14 protein-coding genes and 2 pseudogenes are annotated in these 12,906 nt (G+C 69.6%); 10 read left to right on the top strand and 6 right to left on the bottom strand.

What is annotated here, in order from left to right; all coding sequences use genetic code 11:
* The first annotated feature begins 370 nt into the window (after positions 1-370).
* The 3 genes from Q8S40_RS08260 (at position 371) to Q8S40_RS08250 (ending at position 2,565) form a co-directional block, all read left to right on the top strand.
* Positions 371-1,096 carry a TIGR04282 family arsenosugar biosynthesis glycosyltransferase gene (locus Q8S40_RS08260; RefSeq protein ID WP_305670008.1) on the top strand — a complete coding sequence of 242 codons (726 nt, stop codon included), beginning with the start codon at positions 371-373 and terminating at the stop codon, positions 1,094-1,096.
* 114 nt (positions 1,097-1,210) lie between these two features.
* Positions 1,211-1,756, top strand: coding sequence for an FAD-dependent oxidoreductase (locus tag Q8S40_RS08255; RefSeq protein WP_371136818.1), 546 nt, complete (start codon positions 1,211-1,213; stop codon positions 1,754-1,756).
* An 11-nt stretch (positions 1,757-1,767) separates the two neighbouring features.
* A complete protein-coding gene (locus Q8S40_RS08250) occupies positions 1,768-2,565 on the top strand; it encodes a DUF547 domain-containing protein (RefSeq protein ID WP_305670006.1) in 798 nt (265 codons plus the stop codon).
* 11 nt (positions 2,566-2,576) lie between these two features.
* On the opposite strand, the gene Q8S40_RS08245 is transcribed toward Q8S40_RS08250, so the two are convergent.
* Positions 2,577-3,158 carry a rhodanese-like domain-containing protein gene (locus Q8S40_RS08245; protein WP_305670005.1) on the bottom strand — a complete coding sequence of 194 codons (582 nt, stop codon included), beginning with the start codon at positions 3,156-3,158 and terminating at the stop codon, positions 2,577-2,579.
* A gap of 125 nt (positions 3,159-3,283) precedes the next feature.
* Here Q8S40_RS08245 and Q8S40_RS08240 point away from each other — a divergent pair, with 125 nt between their 5' ends.
* Together Q8S40_RS08240 and Q8S40_RS08235 are read left to right on the top strand one after the other, a co-directional pair.
* The gene (locus Q8S40_RS08240; protein ID WP_305670004.1) at positions 3,284-4,582 is read left to right on the top strand and encodes a hypothetical protein; all 1,299 of its coding nucleotides are present in this window, start codon (positions 3,284-3,286) and stop codon (positions 4,580-4,582) included.
* Positions 4,579-5,307: a glycosyltransferase family 2 protein gene (locus Q8S40_RS08235; RefSeq protein ID WP_305670003.1), complete on the top strand. Its 729-nt coding sequence runs from the start codon at positions 4,579-4,581 to the stop codon at positions 5,305-5,307. The genes Q8S40_RS08240 and Q8S40_RS08235 overlap by 4 nt, the downstream gene beginning before the upstream one ends.
* Positions 5,308-5,664: 357 nt before the next feature.
* Here the strand turns inward: Q8S40_RS08235 and Q8S40_RS08230 are convergent.
* Positions 5,665-6,073 (bottom strand): annotated as a pseudogene (locus Q8S40_RS08230) (transposase); the annotation flags it as partial.
* Between the two features lie 166 nt (positions 6,074-6,239).
* Here Q8S40_RS08230 and Q8S40_RS08225 point away from each other — a divergent pair.
* Positions 6,240-7,049, top strand: coding sequence for a bifunctional 2-polyprenyl-6-hydroxyphenol methylase/3-demethylubiquinol 3-O-methyltransferase UbiG (locus tag Q8S40_RS08225; RefSeq protein ID WP_305670002.1), 810 nt, complete (start codon positions 6,240-6,242; stop codon positions 7,047-7,049).
* Positions 7,050-7,142: 93 nt separating this feature from the next.
* Here the strand turns inward: Q8S40_RS08225 and Q8S40_RS08220 are convergent, their stop codons facing one another.
* Positions 7,143-8,039, bottom strand: coding sequence for a LysR family transcriptional regulator (locus Q8S40_RS08220; protein WP_305670001.1), 897 nt, complete (start codon positions 8,037-8,039; stop codon positions 7,143-7,145).
* A 160-nt stretch (positions 8,040-8,199) separates the two neighbouring features.
* Between Q8S40_RS08220 and Q8S40_RS08215 the strand changes: the two genes are divergently transcribed.
* Both Q8S40_RS08215 and Q8S40_RS08210 read left to right on the top strand, forming a co-directional pair.
* Positions 8,200-8,622 (top strand): hypothetical protein, encoded by a 423-nt coding sequence (locus tag Q8S40_RS08215; RefSeq protein ID WP_305670000.1) that lies wholly within the window; start codon positions 8,200-8,202, stop codon positions 8,620-8,622.
* Positions 8,564-9,343 carry a DUF2306 domain-containing protein gene (locus Q8S40_RS08210; protein WP_305669999.1) on the top strand — a complete coding sequence of 260 codons (780 nt, stop codon included), beginning with the start codon at positions 8,564-8,566 and terminating at the stop codon, positions 9,341-9,343. The genes Q8S40_RS08215 and Q8S40_RS08210 overlap by 59 nt, the downstream gene beginning before the upstream one ends.
* 201 nt (positions 9,344-9,544) lie before the next feature.
* Here the strand turns inward: Q8S40_RS08210 and Q8S40_RS08205 are convergent, their stop codons facing one another.
* Positions 9,545-9,745, bottom strand: coding sequence for a hypothetical protein (locus Q8S40_RS08205; RefSeq protein WP_305669998.1), 201 nt, complete (start codon positions 9,743-9,745; stop codon positions 9,545-9,547).
* Positions 9,746-9,896: 151 nt separating this feature from the next.
* On the opposite strand from Q8S40_RS08205, the gene Q8S40_RS08200 reads away from it, so the two are divergent.
* A complete protein-coding gene (locus Q8S40_RS08200) occupies positions 9,897-10,391 on the top strand; it encodes a hypothetical protein (RefSeq protein WP_305669997.1) in 495 nt (164 codons plus the stop codon).
* Between the two features lie 395 nt (positions 10,392-10,786).
* On the opposite strand, the gene Q8S40_RS08195 is transcribed toward Q8S40_RS08200, so the two are convergent.
* Positions 10,787-12,136: an IS1380 family transposase gene (locus Q8S40_RS08195; protein WP_305669996.1), complete on the bottom strand. Its 1,350-nt coding sequence runs from the start codon at positions 12,134-12,136 to the stop codon at positions 10,787-10,789.
* 101 nt (positions 12,137-12,237) lie between these two features.
* On the opposite strand from Q8S40_RS08195, the gene Q8S40_RS08190 reads away from it, so the two are divergent.
* Entirely contained in the window at positions 12,238-12,681 is a 444-nt protein-coding gene (locus Q8S40_RS08190) for an IS110 family transposase (RefSeq protein WP_305669995.1), read from the top strand.
* Here the strand turns inward: Q8S40_RS08190 and Q8S40_RS08185 are convergent.
* Positions 12,659-12,906 (bottom strand): annotated as a pseudogene (locus tag Q8S40_RS08185) (hypothetical protein); the annotation flags it as partial. The gene Q8S40_RS08190 and the pseudogene Q8S40_RS08185 overlap by 23 nt on opposite strands.

Below are 12,906 nucleotides of genomic sequence, written 5' to 3'. Positions count from 1 at the left end.
GCGCCCGCTATATGACCCTGGAAGCCATCAGCACCGTCAGCGATAATGCCACCGTCAGGCTCTCGGCCGTGCCCGCCTGATATGGCGGCCCAGCCCGCCAAAGATCATCGCGCTCCTACACCACGCGATGGGACACGATCGACGCGGCTCAGGTGGCGTTGGGCCGGAGGTTCCAGGGTGCGAGTTCGCCGCTGCGGTTGATCGGGTGGTCGGCGATGCGGTCGAGGAGCACGCGCAGGCAGGGGAATCGGTAGGGTGGCTCGCGAAAGGGCTTGAACGCACGGGAGCGAGCATCGCCTCCGCCAACACCACGTAACCTTCTGGACCTCGCCGGCGTAGTAATGGTTCTGGTAGGGACGAAGCAAGTTTGATGGGTCTAGGCACCGCCGTGTCTATCGTCTGCAAGACGCCGGGTATCGGCGGAGGAAAGTCGCGCCTTCGGCCGTTGCTCGGGGTGGAAATGGCACAACGCCTCTCCGCCTGCTTCATCCGCGACGTTGCCGTGGCCCTGGAAGCCATTCCCGAAGGGCTCGGCCGGCAACTCTACGCGCTCTTCAGCCCCGCCGGATCGGAGGCGGTTCTGCGCGTGCTCCTGCCACCGCCCTGGACGCTGGTGCCGCGCCAGGAGGCATCCGTCGGCACCGTGCTGCAGGCAAGCATGGCGGCTTTCCTCGCCGACGGACATGACTGCGCGATCATGGTGAATGGCGACAGCCCGACCCTGCCGACCGCGTTTGTCGAACAGGCGATCGCCGCACTGCGCGAGCCCGGCGACCGCGTCGTCCTTGGCCCCGCGCGCGACGGCGGCTACTATCTCGTTGGCCTGAAGCGCCCCCACCCACGGCTGTTCGAGGACATCGCCTGGAGCACGCCGGAGGTTCTCGCCTGCACGCTGCAGCGCGCAGAGGAAATCGGCCTGCCCGTCGTAATGCTGCCGACGTGGTACGATGTGGATGAGCCCCACGACTTCCTGCGGCTGCAGGCTGAACTCTCCGGGCAAGCGCCAGGCAGAGGCGCCGCGGTGACAAGCGGCCCGGCGCACCACACGCGCGCCTTCCTGGCTGCTTGGACGGCAGCGCAGGCAGTGGCCCCGTAACCTTCCCGGTACTTCCGTCGAACTGCCTGAGGAACCGAACGAGCACCAGCCACGATGGATGCGACAGGGGCGCCCCCCGGACTTCGCACGCGCCGCCCCCGGCTGCACGACGGGGTGCTGCATTCCGACCTCTGCATCATCGGCGCAGGCTCTGGTGGCCTCTCGGTCGCGGCCGGCGCCGTGCAGATGGGGGCGTCCGTCGTCCTCGTCGAGAAGCACCAGATGGGCGGCGACTGCCTCAACCCGGGCTGCGTGCCGTCCAAAGCGCTGTTGGCCGCGGCGCATGCGGCGCAGGCCGTCCGCGGAAGCGCCAGGTTCGGCGTGAAGGCGCGCGCATTGGGCGAGGGCATCCGGCGCAACGCCACATCCTACCTGCTGGTGCTGCGGCTGGTGCCTCTGTTCCCGTTCTTCCTGGTGAACCTGGTGCCGGCCTTCGTCGGCGTGCGGCTGCCGGTCTATGTCGCCACCACCGCGCTCGGCATCCTGCCGGGTATTGCGGTGTTCAGCCTGGCCGGCGCCGGCCTCGGCGAGGTGCTGGCGATGGGCGGCGCCCTCGATCCGCGCGCCGTGCTGACGCCGCAGATCCTCGGCGCGCTGCTCGGCCTCGCGGCGCTGTCGCTCGCCGCCATCCCACTGAAGACGCGCTTCGCTAAGGCCTGAAGGACAGCACCATGCAGACCCGCCGCACCTTCCTCGTCCTCGCCACGACCGTCGCGCTACCCGCGCGGCGAGCCGCGGCCGATTCCGATGCCGTACTGGATGCGCTGCTCGCGCGCTACGTGGCGGACCACCCGGATGGCGTGACCCGCGTGCGCTACGGCGCCTGGAAGGGCAACGCGGTCGACATGCGCGCGCTCGACGCCTGGATCGCTGAGGCCGCGTTGCGCCGGCCTTCGGCTATGGCGCGGGAGGAGGCCTTCGCCCACTGGGCGAACCTGTACAACGCGCTGACGCTGAAGGTGGTGCTGGAGCGCCATCCGGTGCGCTCAATCCGCGACATCCGCTCGAGCGGCGTTCCGCTCGACCCCAAGGGCTGGACCGGGCCCTGGCGCACGCGGCTGGTCACGGTCGAGGGCCGGCGCATGTCGCTCGACGACATCGAGCACGAGACGATGCGCCCGACCTTCCGCGATCCGCGCGTGCACTACGCGGTTAACTGCGCCTCGATCGGCTGCCCTAACATCTGGCCGCGTGCCTGGCGGGCGGCGACTCTGGAGCGCGAGCTGGACGCGGCGGCGGCAGCCTTCGTGAACCACCCGCGCGGCGTGACCGTGCTGCCGGACGGGCGGCTACGGGTCTCCTCGATCTACAGCTGGTTCCGCGAGGATTTCGGCGGCAGCGAGGCCGGCGTGGTCGCGCATGTGCGCCGCCACGCCGCCCCGCCGCTGGCGACGCGCCTCACCGAGCGCACCGCCATCGCCGGAGATGCCTATGACTGGGCCCTGAACGACGCCCCGGCGGGCACATGAGGCGGCTGCGCTTAGCCGCCGCCCATCCGCGCCAGCAGCCGGCCCCAGGCCGCGTCGAAGGGGTGCACCCCCGTCGCGCCCGGGCCGAGTTCCAGCGGCCGCGCCTCCGCATGCCAGCGAAAGATGCCGCCGCGAAGGTTGAGCAGCGCCGCGGCCGGGGCCTGCGTCACCGCTTGCCGGATGCCCTGCACCATCAGGCCGGAACGCCAGCCGACGGCGCAGTAGAGCACCACGGTCGCGCCGGCCATGCGCGCGCCGTGTTCGGCCAGCACCGCGGCGGCCGGCGCTCCGGGCGAGACGCGCAGCGCGCCGGGAATGCGGCTCTGCGCGTATTCGGCCGGCTCGCGCACATCGAGCAGCAGGATGCGCTCTCCCGACGCGATCCGCCGGGCGAGGTCCGCCGAGGTGATCTCCGGCACCGGCAGCAGGCGCGTCACGGAGGCTTCGACATCCTGCATCGTCGTGCCGGGATCGGCGGGGTCGGGCAGGCCGCGCCGCCAGGGCCAGGCGAGGGCTGCACCGGCCGAGACGACCAGCACGCCGGTGCCCGCGAGCAGCAGGCGGCGTCGGGCCGGGCGGAAGGGTGGCGGCATGGCGTTCGATCCATCAGCAGGAGCATGGCAGGGTTAGCCCATATCCCAGATCGCCCGGGGCCGGCCCATGGTTACGCATGACGAGTCGTGACACCATGCCTTGGGCGGGGCAGCGCCTGTGGGTGATGGCGGCCCTCCTGGCCGGCGCCCAGGCGGGCATGATCGCCCTCGCCCCCGGGCTGCTGGAGCGGGCCGACCCCGCGCCGACACGGGTGCTGGCCTTCATCGTGCTGGCAATGCTGGGTGGCGCCGCGTGGTTCGCGGCGATCGGCCCGCTGGAGCGGCTGCCCCCGCGGCGCGTGGCGATCGGCGCCATAGCGGTCTTTGGCGCGGCGATGCGCCTGGGATGGCTCGGGACGCCGCTCGTCCTCGATACCGACGCGCTGCGCTACCTCTGGGATGGAGCGCTGGTGGCACATGGGATCTCACCCTGGGGCGCGCCGCCGGCCGCCGGCGTGCCGCAGGGGTTCGGCGAGGCCGGGTCGGCGCTGCACGCCGTGCTGCCATTCGCGGGGCTGCGGAGCATCTACCCGGGCACCGCGCAGCTCGCTTTCATGGTGGCGCACTGGATCGCGCCCTGGGATCTGCTCGGGCTGCGCATCGTGATGCTGGGCGCCGAGGCCGCGGGGGTGCTGCTGCTGGCGGCGCTGCTGCGGCGCGTGGGTCTGCCGGTGATGCGCGCCGCCGTCTGGTGGTGCTGCCCGCTGTTGCCGGTGGTGTTGACGAACGCAGCCCATGTGGATGCGCTGCTGCCGCCGCTGCTGTTCGGTGCGCTGCTGGCGACGCTGTCCGGGCGCGGCGCGCTGGCGGGCGGGCTGCTCGGGCTGGCGGCGGGGGTGAAGGTCTGGCCGCTACTGCTCGTGCCATTGTTGGCGCGCTGGCTGCCGGCCGGCACAAGGGTTCCGGCCGTCGCCGCCTTCGGGCTGATCGCGGCCGCCACGCTGGCGCCGATGCTGGCAACGGTCGCGGCGCCCGATGCGGGCCTGGCCGCCTATGCGCAGCGCTGGCTCGTCAACAATGCCCCGATGGCCTGGGTGCAGGCTGCCTTCGGGTCGGGCGCCGGCGCGGCGCTGCGGCCACTGGTCGGGCTCGCGGCGGCGGTGGTGGCGCTTGCCGTCGCGCGCCAGGCGCCGGGCGAACCAGAGGCGTTGCTGCGCGGCGCCCTGATCGTCGCGGCCGCCACCTTCTATCTCTCGCCGGCGCAATACCCCTGGTATGCGGTCTGGTTCCTGCCATTCGCGGCGGCGCTGGGCTGCCGGGCGCTCCTGCTGCCGGCGGTGCTGCTGCCGCTCTACTACGCGTTCTTCCCGCTCGAAGCGCTGGGGCTCGGAGCGGTCTTCGCCCAGGGCGTCGCGGCGATCCACCTCATAGGAGTGTTGCTGATGCTGGGCCTGTCCAGGATACGCCAGCCGGGGAACCAATGAGCGCGCCCGGCGGGTTGCGCATTGGCGTCATCATCCCCGCCCGCAACGAGGCGGCGGCGCTGCCCGGGGTGCTGGACGCGATCCTGCCGCGGGTGGCCGAGGTGATCGTGGTCGACACCGCGAGCACCGACGGCACGCCCGAGATCGCGCGCCGCCTCGGTGCGCGCGTGGTCGAGGAGCCGCGCCGCGGCTATGGCCGGGCGTGCCTGGCCGGCATTGCCGCGCTGTCGCCGGAGGTGGACACGGTGCTGTTCATGGACGCCGATGCCGCCGACCGTCCGGAGGACCTCGCCGCGCTGCTCGCCCCGATCGAGGCGGGCGAAGCGGATCTGGTGATCGGCGCGCGCACGCTTGGCGTGGAGCGCGGTGCGCTCACCCCGCAGCAGCGCTTCGGCAATGCGCTGGCCTGCCTGCTGATCCGGCTGGTCTGGGGCGTGCGCTACACCGATCTCGGACCGTTCCGCGTCATCCGGCGCGGCGCTCTCGCGCGGCTTGGCATGCGCGACGAGACCTGGGGCTGGACGGTGGAGATGCAGGTCCGTGCCGCCCGTATCGGCCTGCGCGTGGTGGAGGTGCCGGTCGGCTACCGGCGCCGTATCGGGACCTCGAAGATATCGGGGACTCTCTCCGGCACCGTCAGGGCCGGCTGGAAGATCCTTTGGGTGATCGGCTCCGAGGCGGTGGACGGAGTGCGAACCCGATTCCGATCGCGCCCCCGCGCGTAACCTCGCCGAGGCTTCCGGCGCAGGGATGGAGCGACACCGCGCATCGCCCGAAGGAACGCCGCCTTGTCCGTCGGCACGATCACCCGGCCCGCGCCACGCATCGCGAAATTCGCGGATGCCGCCCTGACAGCCATGGGGGAGCGCCGCGCCACTGTGGCTTTGCAGGGGGTTGCAGAGGCCCTGGATCAACACCGGGATGCTCTGTAACATCGCCTGCGCCAGCTACTCCATCGAGAGCCGCCCGCGCAACGACGCGCTGTCCTGCATCTCGCCCGCGGAGGTCACTGCCTTCCTCAATGAGGCGTCCGTGCGCGGCGAGCCGCTGGAACAGGTCGGCTTCACCCGCGGCGAGCCTTTCATAAACCGCATCAGCCGGATCACCTCGCGCAGGGACAGCGCGTTCTCCCAGCGCGACATCGTCGGCCGCGAACACAGGTCTCGCCGACTGTCGGGCAGCCGACCGCAGGCCAGCTTGAAGCCAGGATCCCGGCGGAGGTGGTCGAGGTCGTCGGCATCCTCGTAGCCACAGGCGATCGCCAGGATGCGGGCCCGCAGGATGTCGGCCAGCGGGTGGATCACCCGTGACGGATCACGCCGGGTGGGAGATCAGCGCGGCCAGCCGGTCGCACAGACCGAGCTGGCGCTCGGCCGCGGCCAGCAACGTGACCCCGCCGTCCGACGTCAGGCGCCCACCGTCAAAGGCGGCAGTCAGCCTCTTGCGGCTGATCGCTGGAAAGCCGAACCGCTCGGTCGTATCGTTGTCCATGGCGGGTGTGGCGCGGCCTGAGGGTGCTACGGGTTGGTCTCGACACCCAAATTCGTAAACGCATCCAGCAGCTTACGCCACGCGCGCCAGACTCACGCAGGCCCGTGGTGAATAAGAACAGCTAGGCCTTTCCCGAAGAATTTGCCGCGCCAACAGGTAGAGCCTCATGGACCCGATCGCAGCCAACCGCCTGAACTGGGACGACCGCGCGGAGATCCACCTGCGCGACAGCACGGGCTTTTACGGAATCAATGCCGTGCGTGCGGGGGAGAAGCGGCTCGATCCCATCGTCGATGGCGAACTCGGCGATGTCGCTGGACTGCGCGTGGCGCATTTGCAGTGTCATTTTGGGCTCGACACCGTACGCTTGGCGCGGCGCGGCGCCATCGCCACCGGGCTCGACTTCTCGCCCCGGGCCATCGCCGGCGCGCGGGCGCTGGGCGCGGAGCTTGGCCTGCCTGTGCGCTTCGTCGAGGGCAATGTGTATGACGCAGCCACGCTGCTCGATGGCCCCTTCGACCTGGTCTATGTGACATGGGGAGCGCTTTGCTGGCTGCCGGACATGACACGCTGGGCACGCGTGGTCGCTGCGCTGCTGGCACCGGGCGGCGCGCTGTACCTGGCGGATTCACACCCTGCGATGAACGCGCTGGATGAGCAGGACGAACGGCTGGTGCTCGCGCGCCCCTGGCAAGTGCCCATCGATGCGCCGTTCAGGTACAATGACACCACCACCTATACCGGCGCGCCGGACATGCTGGCGCACAGCCAGACCTACGAATGGGCGCACTCTTTCAGCGCCATTCTCGGTGCGCTCCTCGCGGCCGGCTTCCGTCTCGATTTCCTGCACGAGCACGAGACGCTGCCGTGGCCAGCCTTTCCGATGATGGAGCCTGCCGGCGCGGGGATGTTCCGCCTTCCGGCGTCGACGCCGGCCCTGCCGCTCGCCTTTTCTTTGCGCGCGACCCTTGGCTGATGCTCGGGGCAGGCTTGTCGGCGTGCGCCGTCTTGTCATGCCGTCGCGGGGAGATGATATGGCTCCCTCCGACCCCCTGATCGTGCTGCCTGGTCAGCGCGGCGGCGACGCCAGCGCATCGGCGAGGAAATCGAACACCACCCGCACGCGTCGGCTGGTGTGCAGTTCCCGATGCGTGACGAGCCAGATGGGGAAGACGATGGGCGGCGCCTCGGGCAGCACGCGGCACACCCGTGGCTCCGCATCGCCCACCGCTTCCGTGGCGAAGCCGATGCCCGCGCCCTGCTTCACCAGTTCCCAATGCACCAGGTGGCTGTCCACCTGAACCGGCAATTGCTGCGCTGTCACAGGCAGGTTCAAGGCGCGCATGCCCTCGATGAAGTCGGAGGTTTCACCAAAGCCCACGAACTGGGCCCGCGCCAGATCATCCCAGCCCCGAGGATGCCCCAGATTGGCGAGATAGCCCGGGGTCGCATAGGGGCGGCCCCGGTCCTCTCCCACCTTGCGGGCGATGAGTTCCGGCTCACGCGGGTCGAAGTTGCGGATGGCGATGTCGGCCTCGCGCCGCAGCAGATCGGCCGTGCGATTGATGGCGCGGATTTCCACCGTGATGCCCGGATGTGCCGCGCGCAGCCTGGCAATGATGGGGGGCAGGATGTGCGCCGCACAGGCCTCGGTGGCGGTGATCCGAATTGGGCCTTCGATCCGCTGCGATTGGCCGGTGGCGGCCAGGGCCAGGCGGCCGGCGGCATCCCCCATCATGCGCACGTGCTCCAGCAACGCCCCGGCGGTGGGCGTGAGCACGAGGCCGCGACCGGCCCGCTCGAACAGGGCGACACCCAGATCGCGCTCCAGTGCCGCGATCTGGCGGCCTAGCGTCGGCTGGGTGAGGCCGAGTGCCCGCGCCGCGGCGGAGAGTGAACCCGCCTCGGCGGTGGCGAGGAAGGCGCGGATGCGATTCCAATCGAGCTGCGTGGCGTTCAGATCCATACATCCTTGTATGGGTGATGACCGGATTTCACCAGTTCCACGTGTATTGGTGCATGGGTAGGTGACCAGCTCCCCACCGCCGGAGATTCCGATGCGCGCCGTCACCCGCCGAGCCTATGGCCCCCAGACCCGCACACAACGGCTTTGCCGAACAAGCCCAATGAATCCCACGAAGCCGGTCATGCACATTCGGCCCTTCGCAGCCCTCGCTGCCACGCTTGTCCTCCTGGCCGGATGTGCGCCCACCATCAATCAGGACGGCCTGGAACAACGCACCGCTCAGGCCATCGGGCGAACCGTCGGCCAGTTCGCCATCTCCGACCGCAGCGAAGAGACCGGAGGCCGCATCAACTACACCGTCAATACGCGCGACGGGTCGGCTTTCCGCTGCTACCTGTACGGGGCCACCGGCCTCCAGCAGGCCGTAACCTTTGGGCAGACACCGCATTCCGACGCCATCTGCACCGCCATGTCGGGTGGCCAGCGTGGGAGCGGCAATGAGGGGCCCGCGGCCACCGGCCAACGTGGTCGAAGCGCTGGCGGCAATTGCAATGCGTTGTTGCAGGCAGCAGGGCGGTGCTGACCCGTCATCCCAGAAGCGCGAAGTTGCCATGATCGGCGCTTTCACCCGACCGATTCCGCTTGTTCTGGCCCTGGCCATCTTCAGCTTCATCCCGGTGATGATGGCTGCTGTCCTGGTGGTGCAGATCCCGCTTGGCGCATTGCCCGAGGACAGCCTTCGGCTGGCCTCCGTGCCTGTCGCGTTCTTCCTTCATGCGCTGGCGGGCGTGCTGTTCGGCGTGCTCGGGCCGCTGCAGTTTGCCCGCGCCCTTCGCCACCGGTTCGGGATGCTGCACCGCCTGGCCGGGCGAGTCTTTGTGGTGGCTGGAGTTGGGCTGGCGCTGTCGGGGCTGGCGCTGCTGCTGCAGGTCGAGAGCATCGCAACCGGGCTTCTGGATGCCGCACGCGGGGTGTTTAGCCTGGCGCTGCTCGCGGTGCTCGTGCTGGGGGTGGCGGCGGCGCGGGCGCACGCCATGCTGCGACACCGTGCTTGGATGATCCGCGCCTATGCCATCGGCATGGGATCGGGAACCGTCGCGCCGATCATGTTCCCCGTCTACCTGATCAGGGGAGAACCGCCGACGGGGCTGACCACTGAAATCGTGGTCGTCGGCATGTGGCTGCTCACCATCGCTGTGGGGGAATGCGTCGTCCGGAGCTTTGAAAACCCCGGACCAACGCCGCCCGTCTGGGCACCCGCCGCTTCACCACCCCCACCGACAGCGTCGCCGCGGCCAAATTGAACGTCGCGCCTGAGATGTTCCGCGCCAACACCCGCACCGTGTTGTTCGACCACACGGCTGCGTTGAGTTCGATAAAGCGCGTCGACGACACGAGCGACGCCTGCGCCCGGTCGCCCGCCCGCGCCCCGTTCACGGTGACATCGAGCAGCGCCGTCGCCCCGGGCGCCAGGCTCGGCAGATCCCAGATACCTCCGCGGCAAATTACCGCCGCCCTGAGCCGAACAGCGCCCCTGTCGGCAGCGGCGTGCCGTTCAGCACTGCGGGCGCGGCCTCTGGCAGCCCGTAGAGCCGCAGCGACTGCAGATCGATCGGCCCATCGAAGCCGATCACCCCCACCTGCGCATAGACCACGGATGGGCCGACGCGGATGGTCTGCCGCCGGTTCAGGTTCGCATCATCCATCGGCGCGCCGGCGTTCCAGCCCTTGGCCAGAGGGCACTTGGCTTCGTCAGATCCGGAGCGAAGCGTTGGTACGCCCCGACCGGGTTCAGCCCGGCGGGGCCACTGGTGGTAGGGCCCCGATCCTCGGTGCTCGACGCCGGAGACCACTACCATGACGCTGTCCAACACCCAGTCCCATATCGTCCGCGAGGCCGCCGAACACGAGGCAGGACTTGCCCCACTGCCGAAGATACCCGCAGCCGCGCGCAACGCCGTCTTCCGCAGCATGCTTAACACCGGGCTGCTGGTGGAGGTGCCGGCGCCGGCGGAGCATCTCGGGCGAGGCTGGCGCCAGGACGAGACGGGTGCCTGGATCGCGCTCCGCATGACCGACAGTGGCTTCGCCTTCATCGGCCTGGATCCGGCTGGCTCGGCGCCAGTACTGCCTCGCAGCGGCACCCACGCGGCCACCGCGCACGACAGCCCGCTCCTGAGTTCACGGGAGACGGTCTTCGCGCCGCTGGATGCACCCGTCGATGGTCTCACCCTGCGCAGTTCCGCGGCCGCAGTGATCACCGCCTGGGAAGCCGCCGAGCCACTTGATACGGCCCTTGTAACTCTTCCACCCACCGGGGCACCGCTTTGGCTTAAGGTAGTGCCCCGGTAGCTGGGAGAGGGTCGCCGCATCAGCCTGGTGGGTCGTTCCACGTAGGTCAGATTGGCGCCCTCGACCGGCGTTTGGTGCTCGAACGGTATGGTGAGGCCGGGTCCAGCCAATCCGCGTCCTCGGTGATACAAGGATGAGCTTGAACGTCGGCTTCGAGGCTCCCCGGCTTCTGTCTTGTAAGGAGGAGCCATGTTCGCCGGCATCGAAATCGCATCAGAAACTCACCCGGAAAATTCACCAGGCTGGCTGTGATATGCGCTTGGCGGGCGGCTTGCGCATCTGCGTAGACGCGGTCGCGTTCGACTGCCGCCGGCGCTGCTGGCGGTGTGTTGGTGCGTATCGCGGGGCTGGAGGGTTGCGGTTGCGGGGCTCGATCGGGGCATCCGCCCCGTTACTCAGCAGGTCAGGCGCGGCAGGCGTTCGAGCGCGAGGCGCAGGATGGCCTTGTCGGGACAGGCGCTCGGCAGATGCAGCATGACGCGGGTCTTCAGCGCGACGACACGTGTGGCCAGCTTCACCAGGCGCAGCCGCAGGGTGTCGAACTGTGCGACGCGCCAGGTCGAGCGCTTCGGCATCATGCTGCGCAGCGACCACAGCAGCCAGTAGGCGCCGGTGTGCAGCATCAGGCGGAACTGGTTGGCAGCCGCACGGCAGCACGACGTGCGGTCGGCGGCGAGATGGCGCTTCCACGCCTTGATATGGTTCTCGGCCTGGCCGCGCCGGCAGTAGAGGTTCTCGTAGATCCCGCGCGCAGTCCCATCCGTAAGGTTGGTGACGACGAAGCGGGTGTCGGTGCCCTGCGTGCTGACCTCGACGCGGGCGATGATGCGCTCGACGCGCGACCAACTCGCCGCGCCATCGTGGAATTCCTTGTAGCGCCGGAGCTTCTCCGCGCCCGGCGCGCCGGCCTGGCGGCTGGCGGTGCTGGCCTCCAGCGTCTCGACATGCCGACACAGCGTCGTGGTGGTGGCGATGCCAATCACGAAGTCGATGCGCACCGCGCGGCAGAACTCCAGCACCTCCGGTGCGCAATAATGACTGTCCGCGCGGATCAGGATCCCGACGCGCGGCCAGTGGCTGCGGATCTCGCGCACCAGGCGGCGCAGGAAGGCGCGCACCTCGGCGCCGGTCGGGCGCTTGGGCGGGCGCAGCATGGCGGCGACAGGGCGGCCGTCCGCGTCGAAGACGACGATCGGCTGGAAGCCGTATTCGTCGTAGTAGGCGTTGAACAGCCGCAACTGCTGCCCGCCATGGACCGCGTCGAAGGTGTCGTCGGTGTCGAGCGCGATGTGGCGCGGCACCTGGCGGAAGCTCGCGCAGTAAAGCGCCACCATGGCGCGGGCCATGCGGATCAGCGCGCGCAGCCCCGGCGTGTTCTCAAGGCGCGACAGCGTCGGCTGCGAGCACAGCGCGGCCGCGTCGGGCAGCCGCCCGTTGGCGAGCTTGAACAGCGGGTCGTGCCGCAGGATGTCGGCATCGTTGCCGTCCTCGTAGCCGGCGGCAATCATCAGCAGGCGGAAGCGCAGCATGTCGGCGAGGCTGTGCTGGATCCGGTCCGGCGCGCGCCGATCGTCGATGCAGGCGGCGAGACGCCGCGCCACGCCGAGGCGCTCCTCGATCTCACGCCGCGCCAGCAGACCGCCGTCGGAGGAGAGGGCGCCGCCGTCGAAGCGGGCGATGATCGGGTTGCCCGCGACGGGTGACAGGCCCGGCAAGGGCAGCGTAGCGTGTGCGTCGGCGGGCATGGTGTCCGGAAGCGGCAGGGTTCTGGGTTCGCAGCCGAATCCTATGGCCGTTCAACGGGTTGCGCCATGTCCGCCAACCCTCATGAATTTTCCGGGCTCACATGCTTGGCCGCCTTGACGACGACGGGCGGCCGATCGGGAAACCCACCCCCTTCACCGAGGATCAGGAGGGCTACGCCAAGCTTCTCGGGCTGCTTGGCTCCGGGCCGGTGCTCATCGCCATGGAGGCCACCGGCCATTACTGGAAAAATCTTTTCGTCGTTCTCGTCACCGCGGGTCACCAGGTTGCCTTGCTCAATCCCATCACCGCACGGCGCTTTCAGCAGGCCGGCCTCGAGCGGACCAAGACCGATGCGATCGATGCCTTGGCCCTTGCTAGCTTCGCCTTCGAGAAGCGCCCCGCGCTGACAGATGTGCACGATGCAGCGGTGGAGGAATTGCGCGAACTGGTCCGCCATCGCGATCGGCTCCGCGGGGATTTCGACGCACGCGTGCGGCAACTGCATCGGCTAGGCACAGGACTCATTGCCCGAGCCAGAAGGTGACGGTGGCGGCGAGGGTGATGGCGCTGAAGAAGGTGTGGGTGCAGCGGTCGTAGCGCATGGCGATGCGGCGCCAGTCCTTGAGCCGGTCGTGTCCCGGGTGGTGGTGTAGGAGGACCGAAGCCCGGGGCGCGTAGCGAAGCCCCTGGCTGAGCGAAGCGGAGCGCCCTGGGCGGCCACCGCGGTGATCTTCGGTAGGGTTGGGTTGCTGAGACCAACAACCCCTGA

Source organism: Falsiroseomonas sp. (assembly GCF_030695085.1).
In the GTDB taxonomy this organism is placed as follows: Bacteria; Pseudomonadota; Alphaproteobacteria; order Acetobacterales; family Acetobacteraceae; genus Falsiroseomonas.
Note: the sequence above shows the minus strand (reverse complement) of the source record. Positions and strands in the feature narration are given on the sequence as shown.